Below are 17,660 nucleotides of genomic sequence, written 5' to 3' on the forward strand. Positions count from 1 at the left end.
TTTGTTTCGGCTGTCTGTCACGCGAGCGCGGCGGCGGCGCCGAGTGCGGCGGCGACGCCGGTCGCCAGCCAGTCGCGGCGGCCGTACGACAGCGGCGGGCTGGTGGGGTTCCAGGCGAAACACCGGGCGCGCAGCGCGACCGCGAGCCGGTCGGCCCGCGAGAGGGCGCGGCCGAGCCCACCCACCCCCACGAGGCGGATGCGCTCCCGTAGCGAGCGTTCGCCGCCGAGCCGTGCGTTCACGGCGTCCCGGCGGGCCGCGAGGTCGCCCTGGAGCACCGGCAGGAACCGGAAGACGAGCGCGACGCCGACGCCCGTGGCCGCCCCGAGCTTCCCGGGGAGGAGCCAGCGGACGGCCGCCCGCGAGTCGCGGACCGGCGTGCTGTAGACGTAGGCGGCGGCCACGAGCAACAGCAGGAGGACGCGGTAGGACGCCAGCGCGGTGTGGACGGCGGGCGCGACCTCGAACCACGGCTCGCCGAGCCTGAGCCCCGCGACCAGCGGGCTGGCGAGCAGGAACGGCGCAATCACCCGGAACTCGCCGAGGGCGTCCCGCACGGACGCACCGGCCAGCCGGGGTGCGAACACGGCGAGCGGCGTGAGCACCGCCAGCCCGGGCGCCGTCGTGTGGACGAACGCGGCGGCGGCGAAGCCCGCCTGCAACGCCAGCTTCGACCGTGGGTCGAGGCGGTGGAGGACGCCGTCGCCCGGCCGGTACGCGAGCGTCACGGCGGCCGCACCCCGACGCCGGTGAGGTCGCCACGGACCTCGCCGGGGGTGCCGCGCAGCGCCACCTCGCCGTCCCGCATCGCGACGACGCGGTCGGCGAGCCCCCAGACGTCCCGGAGGTCGTGCGTGACCACGACGAGACTCGTGCCGGCCTCGTGGAGCGCCCGCAGGCGGTCGAGGACGGACTGGCGGGCCGGCCAGTCGAGGCCCGTGAACGGTTCGTCCAGCACGAGGTGGTCGGGGCGCATCGCGAGCGCCGCCGCGATGGCGACCCGTTCCTGCTCGCCGCCGGAGAGGTCGCCGATGCGCTCGTCGCGTCGGCCCGCCAGCTCCACCGCCTCCAGCGCTTCGGTCACGCGTTCGTCGACGGCCTCGCGGGGGAGACCGAGGTTCTCGGGGCCGAACGCCACGTCCGAACCGACGGTCGCGCCGACGAAGCCGTCACGGGGGTCCTGGAAGACCATGCCGACGCTCGCCCGCGCGGCGACGACGTCTTCGTCGACGGGCGTGCCGTTCACGAGCACCTCGCCCTCGTCGGGCTCCAGCAGGCCGTTGAGGTGGCGGACGAGCGTCGTCTTCCCGGAGCCGTTCGCACCGGCGACCAGCACGCACTCGCCGTCCGCGACGTCGAGGCTGACGCCGTCGACGGCGACGGTATCCCCGTAGCGGTGGGTGAGACGGCGGACCGACAGCATCAGGCGGCGTTCAGCTGGTCGCTGCGCGTTATGCCGATTGCGGCCGCAATCTTGAACGCCTCGGCGGGGATGAACGCCGCGGCTGCGAGGCCGAACGCCTTCACGAGTCCGACGTTCTCGACGACGGCGTACCCGACGGTGCCGCCGGCGTAGATGAGGACGGTGCCCGCGACCATCGCTGCGACCAGCCGCGGGACGCCGACCTGCCGGGGGTCGACGAGACCGCTCGTGCCGTGCGCGACGAGGCCGGTGAGCGCGGCCGCCACCGGGTACGCCCAGAGGTAGCCGCCGAACGGTCCGAGCAGGCTCCCGAGGCCGGCGCCGCCGCCGGCGTAGATCGGTGCGCCGACGGCGCCCGCGGCGACGTACAGCGACATGGAGGCGCCGCCCCAGACCGGACCGAGGTAGAGGCCCGCGAGGAACACGCCCAGCACCTGCATCGTCACCGGGACGGGCGAGACGGGGTTCGGGAACGACACGTACGCCATCGCGCCCGTGAGCGCCGCGAACACGGCGGCACGGGCGATGTTCTCGACGGTCTCGTCGCCGACCAGTTCCACGCCGTCTGTCTCGACACTCATGGCTCCTCCTCGCCCGTCAACCACTTTCAATTCCGCGGTTTACGGACTGGTGGACCAGGCGTCAGACATTTGCACTCGGGAGCACAGACGTTCGCACTACCGCAATGGACGAGAAGACCGAGGAACTCCGTGACATCTTCCAGAGCGTCGCCGACGACGACACCGTCACGGAGTCCCAGGCCGACAGCCACGGCTCCCTCGCCTCCGAGACCGACGTCGAGGACCGCCTCAACGACACCGTCGCCACCATGCGCGACCGCCTCGACTTCCGCACCGACCTCGACACGGACGCCCTCACCACCGTCGTCCGCCAGTTCTACGCTGGCGACAGCGACGCCGACATCGCCGGCGAACTCGACGACGACGCCGCCGATCCGGAGACAATCCGCGCCGCGCGACTCGACCTCCACCTCGTCCGCGACGACGACGCGCCGGTCGCCCTCGACGACGTCCGTGCCGCCGCCGACGACCCCACCGACCCCGACCTCGCCACCGTCGTCGACGCCATCGACGCCGACCCCGAGGACGCCGAAACCGCGCTCGGCGTCCTCCGCGTCAGAAACGAGATCCAGCGCGTCAACGACCGCTACCGCGCCGAGTTCGAGAACGCGCTCCGCGACCGCGAACTCACCGAACGCCTCACCGCCACCGTCCACGAGGACGGCCTCGACGACGCCACCGAGGGCCAGGAGACGGACGTCGACCTCTGACGCCCGGGAACGCAGCCGCCGACACACCTCCGCTCGTACTCCGCCCGCCCGAACCCGTCTGCCTGCGCCCGTCCGCCGCCGGCTGCCGACGCCACCGGGTTTAAGTCAGCCTCGCGCCACGTAGGCAACCAATGAGCGATGGTGACGGCACAGACGGCGGCCCCGACGGCGTCGAGTCGGTCGAAGACCTGCTCGACGTCCGATCCGCCGAAGACGTCTTCGACCGTCTGTTCCGGGACAGCCTCGTGAACGCCGTCATCGCGTGGCTGCTGGTCGCCGTGCTCGCAGGCGTGTTCGTCGACAGCGTCCTCGACTTCGACCAGCAGTGGATGCTGTTCGTCGCCGCCGTCGGCGCCATCGTCCTCGTCCCGCCCGCCGCACTCCGGTCGTGGCGCGTGATGCTGCCGTGGGAGCTGCTGGTCGTCGCGCTGCTCCCGATACTCGTCCGCGGTCTGTTCGGCGGCACCGTCGGGACGTTCGCCGTCTACTTCTCGCTGGCCGCCGTCGCGCTCGTCGTCGTCGTCGAACTCCACCTGTTCACGTCGATGGAGGTCACCCACTGGTTCGCGGTCGTGCTCGTCGTGATGACGACGCTCGCGTCCGGCGCCGCGTGGGCGGTCTTCCGGTGGAACGCCGACCAGTATCTCGGCACCGACTTCCTCACCACGAACGAGGCGCTGATGACCGAGTTCCTCTGGATGACCCTCGCCGGCTTCGCCGCCGGCATCATGTTCGACGCGTACTTCCGGCGGCGCGACCGCTGGCTCCGCCGCGCCTTCGACCGGGTGATGCGCCGATGACGCTGCTCCCGCGGCCGTCGGTCGGGAACCAGCGGCGTCTCACGCGCGCCATGCAGACCGTGCTCGTCGGCATGGTCGCGTACGGCTTCCTGCAGGGGAACTCGAAAGCGGTCGTGAACGGCTCCATCACGCTGTTCGTCACGTTCCTCCCCGCCCTCCTCGAACGCAACTACGACCTCCCGATGGACCCCTGGCTCGTGCTCTGGATCTCGGCGGCCGCGTTCCTCCACTCGCTGGGCTCCTCGGGGCTGTACGCCCACATCTCGTGGTGGGACCACGTCACGCACTCGCTGTCGGCGTCGCTGATCGCGGGCGCCGGGTACACGGTCGCGCGCGCCATCGACCTCCACCACGACGACATCACGCTCCCCAGCGAGGTCGCGTTCGTCTACATCTTCGTCGTCGTGCTCTCGTTCGGCGTCGTTTGGGAGCTCTTCGAGTTCGGCCTCGACGTGCTCTCGACGGCGACCGGCCTCGAGATGCCGCTGGCCCAGCACGGCCTCGACGACACGGTCAAGGACTTCATGTACAACTCGCTGGGCGCGCTCGTCGTCGCCGTGTTCGGGCAGGCCCACCTCGTCGGCGTCGCCGAGACCGTCGAGAACTGGTGGCTCACCCGCAGTCGCCAGTAGGGGCCCGCGAACGTTCAAGTACGAGGCCGGGACCACGCCGTGCCGTGGCCGCACCCGAATCCGCGCCCGAGTCCGCCCGCGACGCCGACACCGACGACCGCCAGCTAGCGCCCGCCCCGGACTCCGTCCCGTTCAGCGACCTCGCGCTGGCGGCGTACTGCCCCCGGCAGCTCTACTACGCGCGCCGCGACGACACGGACCGCAGTCCGCCGCCGGTCCACGAGACGGCCCGGGCGCTCGCGGGCCAGTACGACGCGCTCGCGGTCGCTTCCGACGCCGCACTCGCCACCTACGACCTCGCCGTCGAACCCCCCGAGTTCCGGTCGAACCTCGCCGTCAGCCGCGACCGACACGACGTCTCCTCGCCGGCCGAGACCGCCGTATTCCTGCGTGGGAAGGACGCACACGGCCGCGCAGCGAAAGTCCACCACGACCCCCTCGCGCCCTCCCTGGTGACCCCCGGCAGCCCACCCGAAGCGGGGGTCTGGGAGCCACAGGCAGTGCGCGCGACCGCCGCCGCGAAGGCGCTGTCGTGGCGCGAGCAGACGCGCGTCGACCACGCGTTCGTGGAGTACGCCCGCCACGGCGTCGTCCGCCGCGTCGACCTCACGACCCGGAAGAAGGCAGCGTACCGCCGGGCGCTCCGGACCGCTCGCGGCATCGACGGGCCGCCGCCACGCATCCACGACGACGCGAAATGCGGGGCGTGCGAGTACCGCGAGGAGTGCGGGACGAAGACGCGCACGCTCGGCTCGCTTTTGTCGTTCGGCGACGGTTGAAGAAGAACCGGGACCGCGAACGGGGTCTACGCGTGCTCGGCGAGCCACTCCCGGACGGCGTCGCCGACTGCGCCCTCCCGCAGAATCTCGCCGCGCTCCACGTCGACCACCGTGCTCCCGGTCCCACCCGGAGTCTCGCCGGCGTCCAAGACGGCGTCGACCCGGTCGACGAACTCGGGGTCGAGGTCGTCGGGGTGGGTGACGCTCGGTTCGCCGGAGACGTTCGCGCTCGTCGCCGTCATCGGCGCGACCCGGTCGAGCAGCGCCAGCGCCACGTCGCTGTCGGGCACGCGCACGCCGACGCGGTCCCGGCCGCCAGTCAGCACGTCCGGGACCGAGTCACGCTTCTCGCAGACCACCGTGACCGGTCCGGGGAGGAACTCGGCCAGGAACACGCGCTCGGTCTCGTCGACGTCGACGTGCTCCAGTGCGGCCTCGGGGTCGGGGAACGCGAACGACAGCGGCTTCTCCCTGGGGCGCCGTTTCGCCTCGAACGCTGCCTCGACGGCGGCCGGGTCGAGGGCGTCCGCGGCGAGGCCGTACACCGTCTCCGTCGGGTAGACGACCAGCCTGCCGTCGCGGAGCGCCGCGGCGGCCTCGTCGAGTGCGTCCTCGGTGACCATCGTACCAGTGGGAGGCACTGGCCGGGAAAAAGCGTTACAGGTCGACGGTCAGTCCTCGCCGCCCGCGTCGAGGTCGCTGACGGTCGTCGCGTACACCGCGAGACCGAGAACCGTGAGCACGACGGCGCCGAGGACGCCTGCGACGAACAGGCCGATGACGGCGCTGACCAGGGCGACGACGAGGAAGAACAGCGGGTGGACGGCGTCCGAGGCAGTCACGCTTCCCGGTCCACTGCGAGCGGAAATAACTGTTTCGGCGCCGATTACAGGGCTTCGAGCGCGGCTTCCAGCTCGTCGTAGTCCGGGAAGTCCGGCCACTGCTCGGCCGTCCAGGCGTACTCCACGGTGCCGTCCTCGGCGACGACGAACGTCGACGGGCGGTGTTCGACGACGCCAGCCATGCCGTCGAGGTCGTTGACGACGCCGTAGGCCTCGGCGACGCCCGCCTGCGGGTCGCTGAAGATGCCCTCGAACTGCTCGATGCCGCGCTCCTCGATGGTGGTCTTGTGCTCGTACGGCGACGAGACGGAGACGCCGACGACCTGCGCGTGCTCGTCGACGCCCCGGTCGCGGAGCTCGTTGTAGACGTACGTCGTCGGGAACGCGCCGTCCATCGGCGTGAACACCAGCAGGACCGGCCCCTCGGCGAGCAGGTCCGAGAGCGAGACGTCCTCCCAGTACTCGTCGTTCACCAGCGGGCGCGTGAAGTCCGGCGCCTGCTCGCCCTCGGGGACGTGGTCCGCCTCGGGGAGGTCGACGACGTCGAAGTCCAGTTCCATCACTCCCCACCCCCGTAGGTGGCGTCGAGGTAGTCGACGATGTTCGCGCTCTCGGCCATCGCCACGCCCGTCTCGTCGTCGACGATGGCGGGCACGGTGCGCGCGCCGACGATGCGCTTGACTGCGTCCCGGTCGCCGTGCATCGGCTCCACGAACCGCGACTGGTACTCCAGCCCGAGTTCGTCGAGGCGGCGGACGACGCGCTCGCAGAACGGACACGCCTGCAGCCGGTAGAGCGTGATGTGGGCGTCACTGTGCGGCGGCCGCGGCGGCGCTTCTGCTGCACTCATGTGCGGGGTGTTCGCCGGAAACCCGGGTAAACGCTTCGCCCGCGGCGGTCACCGCGGCTTCGGTGAGCAAAGCATTAAACGGCCGGGAGGTAAGACCCTCTACTTGACTAATGGGCTCTCCACTGCTGTCGCCGCTCTCAGTGTCGGTGCTCGGCGTTGACCTCGGACAGAACGTCATCGTCGCCGCCGGTGTGGCGACGCTGGCGGTGCTGATGGTGCTGTCGGCGTTCTTCTCCTCCTCGGAGATCGCGATGTTCTCGCTCGCGCGCCACCGCATCGACGCGCTCGTCGAGGACGACATGCCAGGCGCGAAGACGGTCGCGGACCTCAAGGAGGATCCACACCGGCTGCTGGTGACGATTCTCGTCGGCAACAACCTCGTGAACATCGCGATGTCCTCCATCGCGACCGGGTTGCTCGGTTACTACATGTCTCAGGGCCAGGCGGTGGTCGCGGCGACGTTCGGCATCACCGCGCTCGTTCTCCTGTTCGGTGAGAGCGCGCCGAAGTCCTACGCCGTCGAGAACACCGAGTCGTGGGCGCTGTCCATCGCGGGGCCGCTGAAGTGGAGCGAGCGCCTGCTGTACCCGCTGGTCGTCACGTTCGATTACCTCACGCGAGTCGTCAATCAGGTCACTGGCGGCCGGGCGGCCATCGAGACGAGCTACGTCACGCGCTCCGAGATTCAGGACATGATCAAGACCGGGGAGCGCGAGGGCGTCATCGAGGAGGACGAGCGGGAGATGTTCCAGCGCATCTTCCGGTTCAACAACACCATCGCCAAGGAGGTGATGACGCCGCGGCTGGACATGGTCGCCGTCTCGAAGGAGGCGACCATCGAGGAGGCCATCCAGACGTGCACGCAGGCTGGCCACGAGCGCGTGCCCGTCTACGACGGCGAGCTCGACAACGTCATCGGCGTCGTCAGCCTCGAAGATCTCGTCCGCGAGTACCTCTACGGGGAGACCGAGGACGTCGAGCTGGACGACCTCATCGAGCCGACCCTGCACGTCCCCGAGTCGAAGAACGTCGACGACCTCCTCCAGGAGATGCAGGACGAGCGCGTGCAGCTGGTCGTCGTCATCGACGAGTTCGGGACGACGGAGGGCCTGCTCACCACCGAGGACATCACCGAGGAGATCGTCGGCGAGATTCTGGAGGGCGAGGAGGAACTCCCGCTGGACTTCGTCGACGACGACACGGTCCGGGTGCGCGGTGAGGTGAACATCGAGGAGGTCAACGAGGCTCTCGAAATCGACCTGCCGGAGGGCGAGGAGTTCGAGACCATCGCGGGATTCATCTTCAACCGCGCCGGCCGGCTGGTCGAAGAGGGCGAGACGTTCCGCTTCGAGAACGTCGAGCTCACGGTCGAACACGTCGAGAACACACGCATCATGAAGGCGCGCGTGAAGCGGGTGCCCGCCGACGACGCCGTCGACCCCGAGGCGGAGGCGCTGACGGCCGAGGGCGACGCCGAAGACGCGTAACCCGAAGCGAGCGGCGCCACCACCGGCGCCGACCGCGCCACGCTTCTCGTCCGGCGACAGCGCCCCGGGATTTAGGTGGCTCGTCGCTGTCGGCTCGCCTGCATGTCCCTCCGTCCGCTCGACGTCATCCGGTCCCCGCTGTACCTCCTCGGGTCGTTCCCGCTCGGCGTCGCGTACTTCACACTGCTCGCGGCCGCCGTGTCCGCCGGTGTCTCGCTGCTCGTGTTCGTCGTCGGCGCGTTCGTGCTCGCCGGCGGCGCCGCTGTCGCACGCCGGGTGGCGGTCGCCGACGCCGCGCTCACGGCCCGGGTGTACGACACACCGACCCCCGAGCTGGCGTCGCCGTCAGTCGACGGCGGCCTGCTTGCTACGGCTCGCGCCGAACTGTTCTGTCTGGACAGCTACCGCGCGACGGGCTACCTGCTCGTGCGGTTCGCCGTCGGCGTCGCCGGATTCACCGCCGTCGTGACGTGGCTGACGGTCTCGGTCGCGCTGCTCGCGACGCCGTTCCTGTACGACCACCCCGAGTTCTACGTCGGGGCGGCCGGCGTCTGGACGGTCGACACGCTGCAGGCCGCGCTCGGCGCCGCCGCACTCGGCGTCGTCGTCGCAGTCGCCGGCGCTGTCGCCGTCGCCGCAGCCGGCCGGGCCGCGGCCGCGGCGAGCGCGCGCCTGCTGGCTGGCCCCACCTAGATGAGGGCGTCGACGCCCGCGAAGACGCCGTAGCTCACGGCCAGCGCGAGCACCAGCGACGCCACCCACGCAAGCACCGTGAACAGCATCTTCCGGCCGCTGACGCCGCCGCCGCTGCCGCCGGCCGCGGCGTACCCGGAGCCGACGATAGCGGAGACGATAATCTCGTTGAACGACACCGGGATGCCGAAGAAGACCGCTGACTGCGCGATGGCGAAACTCGGGATGAGCGCGGCGATGGAGCGCCGCGGCCCCAGCGAGGAGTAGTCCTGCGCGAGCGCCTTGATCATCCGCGGAGCGCCGGTCCACGAGCCGACGAGCAGCCCGATACCGCCGCCGAGCAGCACGTACACGAGCGGCACCTCGTCGCCGACCAGCGGCAGCAGCGGCCCGACGGCCAGCCCCACCTGGCTGCCGCCCGCGGAGAACGCGACGAGGCCGCCCAGCGCCAGCAGGAAGTGGCGCTGGCCGCGCTCGGGGTCGCCGGCGACGTCCCGGTAGAGGGCGGCCGCGACCAGCGCCGCGAACGCCAGCGTGACGCCGGCCTGCGCGGCCAGGCTCGTGCTCCCGAGCGCGCCCGCGGCGGCGGTCTGCGCGAGCGACTGGCCCTCCCCGGGGCCGCCGAGGAACGCGAACTGGATGTTCGCGACGATGACGCCGACGACGCCCGCCAGCAGCGGGACGAGCACGCGGTCCCGGCCGATGTCCCGGAGGCCGCGCGCGGTGACGTACGCGGTGCCGCCGCCGACGAACGGGACGAGAACCCACAGCGCCGCGATCTGTCGGTACTTCGGCCACGCGGCGCCGCCGCCCATCGCCAGCCCGGTGCCGACGACGGCGCCCGTGACGGTGAACGCGGTGGCTATCGGGTAGCCGGCGAACACGCCGATGGCGACGAGAATCGCGGCCGTCGACAGTGCCGTCGTCGCGGCCAGCGGGGAGAGGGTGACGCCGACGACGAGCTCGCTGCCGACCGCCTCCGAGACGTTCGCGCCCTGGAAGACGGCGCCGGCGAGCCCGAGGATGCCGACGACGAACCCCGCCCGCATGACGGTAATCGCGTTGGCGCCGACGGCGGGCGCGAACGGCGTCGACCCCGAGGACCCGGCGCCGATGGCCCACGCCATGAACAGGCTCGCCAGCGCGGCGACGCCGAGCGTCGCCAGTCCAGCACCAACCATCGTGTATTGTCCGTGATTCCGTGGGGACGAGCAAAGAGCCTACCGACACACCGCCAGCCCGCCGGTACCATCGGCTGGCGACTGCGCGCGACTGCAAGCGGTGGGGTGGCCGGCGGTCAGTTCGTCGTGGACTTCGCGTCCTCGCGTTGTTCCGGGGGTTCGACGCCTTCGGCGGCCTCTGCGGCCTCCGTCTCGCGCTCGGTGTCGACGTGCCACCGGTCGATGTCCTCGTCGAAGGACTCGAGGTGCTCGCGGACGGCGTCCTTGAGGTCGTCGTCGTTGACGTTCACTTCGAAGGCGAACTCCTCCTGGCTGCGGACGCGCTGGACGTTCGCGGACACGAGGTCGTTGTCGAAGTAGTACGGCGCGACCTGCGTCATCACGTTCCGGTAGACGGCGTCCTCGACCTTCCGCAGGGCCTTCCGGCCGGCGGTGTCGGCCGCGCGCTTGACGTGCCCCAGGGAGTCCTGCCACTTCTCGACGGCGTCACCGTTCTCGCCCTCCTCGAGTTTCTCGTAGGACTCCGAGAGCTGCTCGCCCGCCGTCTGGAGGTCCTCGTCGGCGGACTTCCCCGCCTTCTCGCCCTCGCCCTCGGCGACGCTGGCCTGGTCGGCGGTCTTCTCGCTGACCTCCTCCTCGATTCGCTCGTGGGACTTCGGCCGCCAGTTGTCCCACGCTTCGAACGCGTCGGGATACTCGTCGTCGGCGTCAGCCTCCCGGAGCGCGATGGTGATTCGTTCCCCGTGCTCGACCACGTCGCCCCACGTGCCGCGCTGTTTGAACCCGGCGACGCTCTCCTCCATGATTGGACTGTCTAGGCCGCCATCGCATAAACCTCTTGTCGGGTGCGTGCTGGCGTCCACCGTGCTAGACGCTCCGAGCGTCCGGGACTCGGGGGTTGCGTGCCCGTAGCAACTGCCACGACCGTTGCTGTTGCCACTACTGCCCCGCCGTAGCCACTGGAACACGGCGGCTGCCGCGGGCCGGTCGGCATAGCAGGTTTCAAGCCGACGCGCGGCGGCATACCAGACATGACCATCGAGGACCGCGGCGACGCGAACGTCATCACGCACTCGCTGGCGAAACACACGCTGTCCCGGCTCCGGGACGTCGAGACCGAGCAGGTGGGCTTCCGGAAGGGGCTGGTGAAACTCGGCCGCATCTCGGGGTACGAGATCATCGACGGCGCGATGGAGACCGAGTTCACGGCCATCGAGACGCCGCTCACCGAGACCACCGGCGAGAGCGTGAAGGGCCTCGACGACGTCGTCATCATCAACGTCCTGCGCGCGGCGACGCCGTTCGTGGAGGGGCTGCTGAAGGCGTTCCCGCGCGCGAAGCAGGGCGTCATCAGCGCCGGCCGCGACGAGGAGGCCGGAATGGACGAGGCGGGCGAGTTCCCCATCACCATCGACTACGTGAAGCTGCCCGAGATCTCGGCGGACGACACTGTCATCGTCGCCGACCCGATGCTGGCGACGGGGTCGACGATGTGCACCGTCCTCGGCCACGTCACCGACGAGATGCCCGACTCGGGCGTCGAGGACCTGTTCGTGCTGTCGGCCGTCAGCGCGCCCGACGGGCTGCTGCGGGTCGGTGACCAGTTCCCGGAGGCCGACCTGCTGACGGTCGCTATCGACGACCACCTCAACGACGAGGGCTTCATCGTTCCCGGCCTCGGCGACGCCGGCGACCGCGCGTTCCGCACGACGTAGCGCCGCTCGCGCGCCAGCCGGCGGTTCCCGCCGGCACGGAATCCGCGCCGCTGTTTTCACCCCCGTAGTCGTAGGTTCTGCCGTGCTCGGACGCATCGTGCGTGGTCGGCCGCTGGCGCTGTGGGGGCTGTGTGTCGTACTGTCGTCGCTGTCAGTCCGTGGACTCGCCGGCGGCGCCGCGCTCGTCGCCGACCCCTCGGGAGGCCTCGTCGGCGCCTCGACGGCCCCGCTTGCTGCCACGCCGTTCGATACCTTCCTCGGTCCCGGCGTCGTGCTGTTCGTGGCGTTCGGCGTCGCGCCCCTCGCTACTGTCGCTCTCGTCTACCGCCGCCACCCTCGGGGCTGGCTCGTGGCCGCCGCTACCGGGGTCGCGCTCGCCGTCTGGGTGGCCGTCGAGGTGGCAATTGGCTTCTACCGCCCGACGGTCGCGCTCAACCTCGGAACGGCGGCGGCGCTGGTCGCGTTCGCCGGCCACCCAGCCGTCCGAGCGCCCGCGAGCGAGGCGTAACCTCGCCTGTCAGGCGTCGAGTTCGTCCGCAAGGCCGTTCAGCGTCTCGACGGTCAGGTCGGGGTCGACGCCGGCGAACGGCTCCCACGGGTCGCCCTTCCGGTCGACGCGGACGCCCTGCATGCCGGCGTGCTGGGCGCCGAGCACGTCGAACCAGGCGGCGGTCGCGTGCGCTATCTCGTCGATTGGCGTGCCGGTCCGGGCCGCGGCGTGCCGGTACAGCTCGGCGGCCGGCTTGAACGTCTCCACCTCGTCGGCGCTGACGGTGTCCTCGACGAGGTCGCCGATGTCGGCGTGGGCGACCATCGACTCGAGCATCTCCGGGTCGCCGTTCGAGACGACGTAGCAGTCGTAGCCAGCCGCCCGCAGCCGCTGGACCGCGTCCCGGACGTCGTCGAAGACGTCGAGCTCGTGGTAGACGGCGAGAATCTCGTCGCGCTCCTCGGCCGAGACGTCGTCGAGGCCGTGGGCGTCCAGCGCGTACTGGAGCGCCGCCCGGTTCAGCTCGTAGAACGGCCGGTAGGCGTCCACGTGGTTGGCGACGAACGTGTACGAAAGCGACCGCGAGCGCCACAGCCGGGAGACCGGCTCCGGGTCGGGGACGCGGTCGGCGAGCGCGCGCTCGGCGGCGTCGACGTCCACGAGTGTGCTGTACGAGTCGAACGTCACGGTGCTCACGCGCCCGGGGTCGAGTGCCATACGTCACCGTCCGGCTGCCGGGGGCATAGGCTCCGGGCCCGGTGAACCCGTGTGTGCCCGCCAGTGACCCCCACGTTCAAGACGCTCGCCCGCGAGTCGCCGGGTATGAGCGAGGACGACGCCGACGCGGAGCCGTGTCACCACTGCGGGGAGGCGGTCGCCGACCCGCTGTCGCGGACCGTCCGGGTGACGGTCGACCGCTCCCAGATCGACAGCCAGCGGCTCTGCCCCGAGTGTTTCGCGGACTGGATCGACCGCTACGAGACGGAGATGAAGCCCGACGACGCCGACGAGGAGCCCGACCCCGGGCCGACGCCGGTCGACGACGACACCGACATCATCGTCGACTGACCAGACCCCTCTCTTTCACCTCCACGACGCGCCCCAGTCAGGCGATTACTGGGCCCCAGAAGGGGGTCGGAAACCGTCCCCCGGACGGCTATAGAGACGACCGGAGACCGGCGTCGCGCGATTCGTCGCCGTTCTCGTTCTCACCCTCGCCCTCGTCGCTGTTCTCGCCGGCGGTGAGGCCGTCGTCGCGCTCGCGGTCGAGCGCGCGGTCGGCGTCGTGGTGGTCGCTGTAGCCGTCGAACCAGCGCGTGATGCGCTCGATGCGGTCGACGACGTGGCCGGGTTCGCCCGACCGCGAGAGTTCGTGGCCCTCGCGGGGGTAGCGTACCATCCGCGTGTCGACACCCTGCTTCCGCAGCGAGAGGTAGAACAGTTCGGCCGTGTTCGCGGGCGTCCGGTAGTCGTTGTCCGAGTGGACGACGAGCGTCGGCGTGTCGACCTTGTCGGTGTGCGCGACCGGCGACTGCTCCCACAGGAACTCGGCGTCCGCCCAGGGGACGGCGTCGAAGTCGCCCTCCACGAGCTTGTAGGCGTCCGTGGAGCCGTAGAACCCCGTGAGGTCGTAGACGCCGCGCTGGGCGACGGCGCCGTCGAAGAAGTCCGTGTGGCCGACCGTCCACGCGGTCATGAACCCGCCGAAACTCCCCCCGGTGACGAACGCGCTGTCCTCGTCGACGTAGTCGCGGTCGGCGACCGCCCGGGTGCCGGCCATCACGTCCTCGAGGGTGACGTCGCCCCAGTCGCGTTCGATGCTGCGCATCCACGCCTCGCCGTACCCCGACGACCCGCGGGGGTTGCACCAGAAGACGACGTAGCCGCGGGCGGCCAGCGTCTGGAACTCGTGCCACATCGAGCCCGTGGTCGACCACATCCGGTGGGGGCCGCCGTGGACCTCCACGGCGAGGGGGTACTCCTCGTCGGGGTCGAAGTCCGGGGGCGTGAGCACCCAGCCCTGGACCGCCCCGCCGGGTGCGTCGAACCAGACCTCCTCGGGCTGGGCGATGGCGCGGTCGTCGAGGTAGTCGCGGTTCGCGCGCGTCAGAACGCGCTCCTCACCGCCGGCCGGGGTCGCCGCCACGACCTCGCCGGGGTGGTCCCACTCGGAGTGGACGGCGCCGACCGTGTCCGCGGACACGGAGAAGCCGTGGACGTGGCGGTCGCCGCCGAGCACGACCTGGTCGTCGCCGGTCTCGGCGTCCAGCCGGCGCACGACGTAGCTGCCCTCGTCGGGCGTGCAGACGTAGAGGTGGTCACCGTCTGGCCCCCACTCCGGGGCGTGGCTGTCGTTCCACAGTTCCAGCGTGCGGTCGAGCCCGGCAGTGAGGTGGTCGACGTCGCCGGTCTCGCGGTCGAACACCTCGATCTCGGTCTGGGCGAGCGTCGGGTCGTCGGCGGGCGTCGTCGTGTACGCCACCGTCGACCCGTGGACGGCCAGCGTCGGCCCCCAGCCCTCGACGGTCGTCACGACCTCGGTGTCTCCCGACTCGGGGTCGTGGGCCTCGAGCTCCCACTCCAGTCGGTCGTCGCCGTCCAGCCCGCGCCGGATGGGGTAGTAGAGGTCGTCGTCGCCCCACGCCGGGCCGAGGCACTCCGCGACGCCCTCGGTGACGCGCTGGACGTCCCCGGACGAGACGTCGAGCACGTAGACGTGGCTGCGCGCGCCGTCCCGGTACTGCTCGTGGGCGCGGTAGACGTGCCGGTCGATTACCCGGGGGTCGGGGTCCTCGCGCTCGTAGTCCTCGTCGCGCGCGAGGTCCATGTCCGCCTCGCGCTCCTCGTCCCGGACCGACTGCAGGAAGGCGATTCGGTCGCCGTTGGGCCCCCACGCGATGGCGGAGACGCCGCCGACCACGTCGGTCACCTGCTCGGCCTCCCCGCCGTCGGTCGGCAGCACCCACAGCTGCGGGCGGTCGTCGTCCGCGCCCCTCGTGGAGACGAACGCCAGGCGGTCACCGGACGGGCTCCACGCCGGCTCCGAGTCCACGCCCTCCGCGACGGTGAACCGCCGGCTCTCCTCGCCGCCGATGGAGGCCACGTGCACCGTCGCCTCGTGGTCCTCGTCGGTCTCCGGCGTCGTCCGGACGTACGCCACCCGGTCGCCGCCCGGCGCCACCACCGGATGGCCGAGTTTCGCGAACTCGTGGTAGTCGCTTGCCTCGACTGGCTGCATACCGGTGGGTGGCCCGGCGCTCGCAAAACGATTCGGGTACCCCACGCACACGCCCGCCGTCGCCGGTGTCGGAGTGCTCCCGGGACCGGACTGGCCGCCAGTCCGGGCAGTCGGCCGCTACTCGCGGCGGTCGTCGAGGTAGGACTCGATGTACTCGTCGTCGACGTGGTCGAGCAGCCTGTGGTAGCCCGCCTCCGTCTGTCGCGCTATCTCCTCGTCGGTGAGCTTCGTGTCGAACGCGCGGTCGATGTACGCCTCCCGGAGTTCGGCGAACCGGTCGTCGTCGAGCCCGTGGTCGTCGCCGGCCTCCGCCTCGAACCACTCCCGCCAGCGGTCGCGGTCGCCCCACTCGCCGCTGAACTCGGACTCGGGGCGCTTCCAGTCGTAGTGCGGGGCGACGCCCTCCGGGAACCCCCGTTCGCGTTTGTGGTCTTCGAGCAGGCTGCGAGCGACGTGCGCGCCGTTGCCCGCCGCGATGACGACCTGCGCGCTGCGCTCGCCGCCGGGCGACGCGACGTACAGCCCGTCGGCCGGGGTGCGGCCGTCCACGTCGGCGTACTCGTGGTCGAAGCGCTCGTGGGTCTCGCCGTGGTGGTCGTGGACCTCGAAGGCGTCGTCGCCGACGACCGGCCGGAGGTAGGAGCCGTCGTACCAGGCGGCGGCGAGCACGTAGCTCGCGCGCACCCGGCGGCCGTCCTGCGTCTCGACGACGAATCCGGATTCGTCGTCGGCCGGCCGTTCGACGGACTCGACGGTGTCCTCGATTCGGTCGCAGCCCGCCGCCGCGGCGTGGTCGCGGAACAGGTCCAGCAGCGTCGGGACGTCGACGCCGCCCGGGAAGCCGGGGTAGTTCTCGACGAACGCGCACCGCTGGAGTGCGGCGTTCCCGCGGTCGAAGACGAGCGTGTCGAGGCCGTACCGGGCGGTGAACACGCCCGCCGAGCAGCCCGCCGGGCCGCCGCCGACGACGACGACGTCCCGGCGCTCGTCGTGGCCGCTGCCGTCGTCGTCGTCGTCGTCCGCCGTCTCGGACACGTCAGAACTCCCCCGCGACGATGTCGGCGACGCGCCCGCGGTCGAACAGTTCACCGTCGAACCCGTAGAGGTCGCCGGCCAGCCGCTCGGTGAGCACGAGGTTCGTGATGGGGCCCTGGTAGAGGCCGCCGGCGCGGTACACCTCGCCGTTCTCGACGGCGGCCACGCGGCTCGCCGTCTCGTGGTCCTCGAGGAAGGAGACGATGGTGTCCCGGAACTCCTGTTCGCTCATGTTCTCGTAGCCGCGCAGGAGCAACACCTCGGGGTCGACGTCGAGCAGGGTCTCCACGTCGATGGCCGCCCGGGTGCCGTGGAAGTCCTCGACGCCGGACTCGGCCAGGGCGTCCCGCACGCCGAGGTCGCGGAGGTGCTTGAAGCCCGTGCCGTCACCGATGACGTACGGGTAGAACTTCGTCGGCTCCTTCCCGACGCCCCAGAGCACGGCCGCGGACGGGCGCTCTCCCTGGCCGGGGACGACCGGTGCGAGATTCGACTGGAAGTCGTCGTGGACGCCCTGGAAGGCCTCGTAGCGGTCGGTGCGCTGGAAGACCTCCGCCAGCTTCTCGAAGCACTCCATGAGCGAGTAGTACCGGTAGTCCCCGTGCCAGGGGTAGTGCTGGGCGTAGCTGCAGTTCCCGAACAGCGGCGCGACGCGTTCCTCGAGCTCCGAGACGTCCTCCTCGTTCCATCCCTCGAAGCGGCTCTGGAGGAAGTTCGGATCCATCACGTGGACGTCGGCGTCGAGCTCCAGGAATCGCTCGAGGCTCACGCCGCCGTTCTGGTACAGCGACACCATCTCGCTGTCGTCGACGCTGACGCCGTCGACGTCGTCGTAGTAGTGGGTGTGGTAGCGGCTCGTGAGCCAGACGCCCTCAGGCGGTTCGAGGCCGAGTGCGACGCCCATGTCGGCCCAGCTGCCGTTGTTCGCCACCCACGTCTCCGGCACCGAGTCGAACTCGACCTCGCCGACCGGTTCGATGGAGACGGTGTACGACCCGCCGTCGCCGCCGTCGCTGCCCCCGGTGGGGCTGCTGGCACAGCCCGCGAGCAGGCCGGCGGCCGCGAGGCCGGCGCTCCCCCGGAGGAACTGTCTGCGCGTCCGTCGCTGGCTGTCGTCTGCTACGCCCATGTGGTTTAGGCTCCCCTAAACACACTTGTGCGCTTCGATTTTTAGGCGGCCCAAAAGTAACGGGGCTGTCAGGTC

The 17,660-nt window shown here is 71.0% G+C and carries 22 protein-coding genes; 9 read left to right on the plus strand and 13 right to left on the minus strand.

The window, feature by feature from the left end; translation table 11 throughout:
- Positions 1-17: 17 nt before the first annotated feature.
- The 3 genes from LT971_RS01025 to LT971_RS01035 are packed head-to-tail and all read right to left on the minus strand — an operon-like array spanning position 18 to position 2,004.
- Positions 18-728, minus strand: coding sequence for an energy-coupling factor transporter transmembrane component T family protein (locus tag LT971_RS01025; RefSeq protein ID WP_237004992.1), 711 nt, complete (start codon positions 726-728; stop codon positions 18-20).
- Entirely contained in the window at positions 725-1,423 is a 699-nt protein-coding gene (locus LT971_RS01030; RefSeq protein WP_237004993.1) for an energy-coupling factor ABC transporter ATP-binding protein, read from the minus strand. The genes LT971_RS01025 and LT971_RS01030 overlap by 4 nt, the downstream gene beginning before the upstream one ends.
- Positions 1,423-2,004, minus strand: a complete 582-nt coding sequence (locus LT971_RS01035) for a biotin transporter BioY (RefSeq protein ID WP_237004994.1) — start codon at positions 2,002-2,004, stop codon at positions 1,423-1,425. Before LT971_RS01035 ends, LT971_RS01030 begins: the two co-directional genes overlap by 1 nt.
- A gap of 104 nt (positions 2,005-2,108) precedes the next feature.
- Between LT971_RS01035 and LT971_RS01040 the strand changes: the two genes are divergently transcribed.
- The 4 genes from LT971_RS01040 to LT971_RS01055 all read left to right on the plus strand — a co-directional run bounded on the left by LT971_RS01040 (position 2,109) and on the right by LT971_RS01055 (position 4,925).
- On the plus strand, positions 2,109-2,714 hold the full coding sequence (locus LT971_RS01040) for a conditioned medium-induced protein 4 (RefSeq protein ID WP_237004995.1): 606 nt from the start codon (positions 2,109-2,111) through the stop codon (positions 2,712-2,714).
- Between the two features lie 131 nt (positions 2,715-2,845).
- Positions 2,846-3,514 carry a hypothetical protein gene (locus tag LT971_RS01045; protein WP_237004996.1) on the plus strand — a complete coding sequence of 223 codons (669 nt, stop codon included), beginning with the start codon at positions 2,846-2,848 and terminating at the stop codon, positions 3,512-3,514.
- Positions 3,511-4,146 carry a DUF2238 domain-containing protein gene (locus tag LT971_RS01050; protein ID WP_237004997.1) on the plus strand — a complete coding sequence of 212 codons (636 nt, stop codon included), beginning with the start codon at positions 3,511-3,513 and terminating at the stop codon, positions 4,144-4,146. The genes LT971_RS01045 and LT971_RS01050 overlap by 4 nt, the downstream gene beginning before the upstream one ends.
- A gap of 146 nt (positions 4,147-4,292) precedes the next feature.
- Positions 4,293-4,925 (plus strand): CRISPR-associated protein Cas4, encoded by a 633-nt coding sequence (locus LT971_RS01055; RefSeq protein ID WP_237006238.1) that lies wholly within the window; start codon positions 4,293-4,295, stop codon positions 4,923-4,925.
- 26 nt (positions 4,926-4,951) lie between these two features.
- Here LT971_RS01055 and LT971_RS01060 read toward each other — a convergent pair whose 3' ends face one another.
- From LT971_RS01060 to LT971_RS01075, 4 genes are read right to left on the minus strand one after another with little or no spacing between them, the layout of a single operon-like run.
- Positions 4,952-5,548 carry an L-threonylcarbamoyladenylate synthase gene (locus LT971_RS01060; protein WP_237004998.1) on the minus strand — a complete coding sequence of 199 codons (597 nt, stop codon included), beginning with the start codon at positions 5,546-5,548 and terminating at the stop codon, positions 4,952-4,954.
- A gap of 48 nt (positions 5,549-5,596) precedes the next feature.
- Positions 5,597-5,767 carry a hypothetical protein gene (locus tag LT971_RS01065; protein WP_237004999.1) on the minus strand — a complete coding sequence of 57 codons (171 nt, stop codon included), beginning with the start codon at positions 5,765-5,767 and terminating at the stop codon, positions 5,597-5,599.
- A gap of 44 nt (positions 5,768-5,811) precedes the next feature.
- The gene (locus LT971_RS01070; RefSeq protein WP_237005000.1) at positions 5,812-6,327 is read right to left on the minus strand and encodes a redoxin domain-containing protein; all 516 of its coding nucleotides are present in this window, start codon (positions 6,325-6,327) and stop codon (positions 5,812-5,814) included.
- Positions 6,327-6,617, minus strand: a complete 291-nt coding sequence (locus LT971_RS01075; RefSeq protein WP_237005001.1) for a glutaredoxin family protein — start codon at positions 6,615-6,617, stop codon at positions 6,327-6,329. Before LT971_RS01075 ends, LT971_RS01070 begins: the two co-directional genes overlap by 1 nt.
- Positions 6,618-6,727: 110 nt before the next feature.
- On the opposite strand from LT971_RS01075, the gene LT971_RS01080 reads away from it, so the two are divergent.
- Together LT971_RS01080 and LT971_RS01085 are read left to right on the plus strand one after the other, a co-directional pair.
- A complete protein-coding gene (locus tag LT971_RS01080) occupies positions 6,728-8,104 on the plus strand; it encodes a hemolysin family protein (protein ID WP_237005002.1) in 1,377 nt (458 codons plus the stop codon).
- Between the two features lie 102 nt (positions 8,105-8,206).
- On the plus strand, positions 8,207-8,797 hold the full coding sequence (locus LT971_RS01085) for a sensor domain-containing protein (protein ID WP_237005003.1): 591 nt from the start codon (positions 8,207-8,209) through the stop codon (positions 8,795-8,797).
- Here LT971_RS01085 and LT971_RS01090 read toward each other — a convergent pair.
- Complete coding sequence (locus LT971_RS01090) at positions 8,794-9,978, minus strand: inorganic phosphate transporter (RefSeq protein ID WP_237005004.1); 1,185 nt, start codon at positions 9,976-9,978, stop codon at positions 8,794-8,796. The genes LT971_RS01085 and LT971_RS01090 overlap by 4 nt on opposite strands.
- A 116-nt stretch (positions 9,979-10,094) precedes the next feature.
- Positions 10,095-10,781 carry a DUF5828 family protein gene (locus tag LT971_RS01095; RefSeq protein ID WP_237005005.1) on the minus strand — a complete coding sequence of 229 codons (687 nt, stop codon included), beginning with the start codon at positions 10,779-10,781 and terminating at the stop codon, positions 10,095-10,097.
- A 228-nt stretch (positions 10,782-11,009) separates the two neighbouring features.
- Here LT971_RS01095 and upp point away from each other — a divergent pair, with 228 nt between their 5' ends.
- Both upp and LT971_RS01105 read left to right on the plus strand, forming a co-directional pair.
- A complete protein-coding gene (gene upp / locus LT971_RS01100) occupies positions 11,010-11,693 on the plus strand; it encodes a uracil phosphoribosyltransferase (RefSeq protein ID WP_237005006.1) in 684 nt (227 codons plus the stop codon).
- A gap of 82 nt (positions 11,694-11,775) precedes the next feature.
- Positions 11,776-12,201, plus strand: a complete 426-nt coding sequence (locus LT971_RS01105) for a hypothetical protein (protein ID WP_237005007.1) — start codon at positions 11,776-11,778, stop codon at positions 12,199-12,201.
- Positions 12,202-12,210: 9 nt separating this feature from the next.
- Here LT971_RS01105 and LT971_RS01110 read toward each other — a convergent pair whose 3' ends face one another.
- Positions 12,211-12,900, minus strand: a complete 690-nt coding sequence (locus LT971_RS01110; RefSeq protein WP_237005008.1) for a haloacid dehalogenase type II — start codon at positions 12,898-12,900, stop codon at positions 12,211-12,213.
- A gap of 105 nt (positions 12,901-13,005) precedes the next feature.
- On the opposite strand from LT971_RS01110, the gene LT971_RS01115 reads away from it, so the two are divergent.
- Positions 13,006-13,251 carry a DUF7569 family protein gene (locus LT971_RS01115; RefSeq protein WP_237005009.1) on the plus strand — a complete coding sequence of 82 codons (246 nt, stop codon included), beginning with the start codon at positions 13,006-13,008 and terminating at the stop codon, positions 13,249-13,251.
- Between the two features lie 88 nt (positions 13,252-13,339).
- Here LT971_RS01115 and LT971_RS01120 read toward each other — a convergent pair whose 3' ends face one another.
- The 3 genes from LT971_RS01120 to LT971_RS01130 form a co-directional block, all read right to left on the minus strand.
- On the minus strand, positions 13,340-15,421 hold the full coding sequence (locus tag LT971_RS01120; protein WP_237005010.1) for a S9 family peptidase: 2,082 nt from the start codon (positions 15,419-15,421) through the stop codon (positions 13,340-13,342).
- A 117-nt stretch (positions 15,422-15,538) separates the two neighbouring features.
- Entirely contained in the window at positions 15,539-16,456 is a 918-nt protein-coding gene (locus LT971_RS01125; protein ID WP_237005011.1) for an NAD(P)/FAD-dependent oxidoreductase, read from the minus strand.
- 1 nt (position 16,457) lies between these two features.
- Positions 16,458-17,585, minus strand: coding sequence for an ABC transporter substrate-binding protein (locus tag LT971_RS01130; RefSeq protein ID WP_237005012.1), 1,128 nt, complete (start codon positions 17,583-17,585; stop codon positions 16,458-16,460).
- Between the last annotated feature and the right edge of the window lie 75 nt (positions 17,586-17,660).

The sequence above is a fragment of the Halobacterium rubrum genome (genome assembly GCF_021729015.1).
GTDB classification, from domain to species: domain Archaea; phylum Halobacteriota; class Halobacteria; order Halobacteriales; family Halobacteriaceae; genus Halobacterium; species Halobacterium rubrum.

Excerpts from the sequence above, each read along its gene's own strand:
- LT971_RS01030 (WP_237004993.1), bottom strand. The coding sequence starts at position 1,423 with ATGCTGTCGGTCCGCCGTCTCACCCACCGCTACGGGGATACCGTCGCC.
- LT971_RS01035 (WP_237004994.1), bottom strand. The coding sequence starts at position 2,004 with ATGAGTGTCGAGACAGACGGCGTGGAACTGGTCGGCGACGAGACCGTC.
- LT971_RS01040 (WP_237004995.1), top strand. The coding sequence starts at position 2,109 with ATGGACGAGAAGACCGAGGAACTCCGTGACATCTTCCAGAGCGTCGCC.
- LT971_RS01045 (WP_237004996.1), top strand. The coding sequence starts at position 2,846 with ATGAGCGATGGTGACGGCACAGACGGCGGCCCCGACGGCGTCGAGTCG.
- LT971_RS01050 (WP_237004997.1), top strand. The coding sequence starts at position 3,511 with ATGACGCTGCTCCCGCGGCCGTCGGTCGGGAACCAGCGGCGTCTCACG.
- LT971_RS01060 (WP_237004998.1), bottom strand. The coding sequence starts at position 5,548 with ATGGTCACCGAGGACGCACTCGACGAGGCCGCCGCGGCGCTCCGCGAC.
- LT971_RS01070 (WP_237005000.1), bottom strand. The coding sequence starts at position 6,327 with ATGGAACTGGACTTCGACGTCGTCGACCTCCCCGAGGCGGACCACGTC.
- LT971_RS01075 (WP_237005001.1), bottom strand. The coding sequence starts at position 6,617 with ATGAGTGCAGCAGAAGCGCCGCCGCGGCCGCCGCACAGTGACGCCCAC.
- LT971_RS01080 (WP_237005002.1), top strand. The coding sequence starts at position 6,728 with ATGGGCTCTCCACTGCTGTCGCCGCTCTCAGTGTCGGTGCTCGGCGTT.
- LT971_RS01085 (WP_237005003.1), top strand. The coding sequence starts at position 8,207 with ATGTCCCTCCGTCCGCTCGACGTCATCCGGTCCCCGCTGTACCTCCTC.
- LT971_RS01090 (WP_237005004.1), bottom strand. The coding sequence starts at position 9,978 with ATGGTTGGTGCTGGACTGGCGACGCTCGGCGTCGCCGCGCTGGCGAGC.
- LT971_RS01095 (WP_237005005.1), bottom strand. The coding sequence starts at position 10,781 with ATGGAGGAGAGCGTCGCCGGGTTCAAACAGCGCGGCACGTGGGGCGAC.
- upp (WP_237005006.1), top strand. The coding sequence starts at position 11,010 with ATGACCATCGAGGACCGCGGCGACGCGAACGTCATCACGCACTCGCTG.
- LT971_RS01110 (WP_237005008.1), bottom strand. The coding sequence starts at position 12,900 with ATGGCACTCGACCCCGGGCGCGTGAGCACCGTGACGTTCGACTCGTAC.
- LT971_RS01115 (WP_237005009.1), top strand. The coding sequence starts at position 13,006 with ATGAGCGAGGACGACGCCGACGCGGAGCCGTGTCACCACTGCGGGGAG.
- LT971_RS01120 (WP_237005010.1), bottom strand. The coding sequence starts at position 15,421 with ATGCAGCCAGTCGAGGCAAGCGACTACCACGAGTTCGCGAAACTCGGC.
- LT971_RS01130 (WP_237005012.1), bottom strand. The coding sequence starts at position 17,585 with ATGGGCGTAGCAGACGACAGCCAGCGACGGACGCGCAGACAGTTCCTC.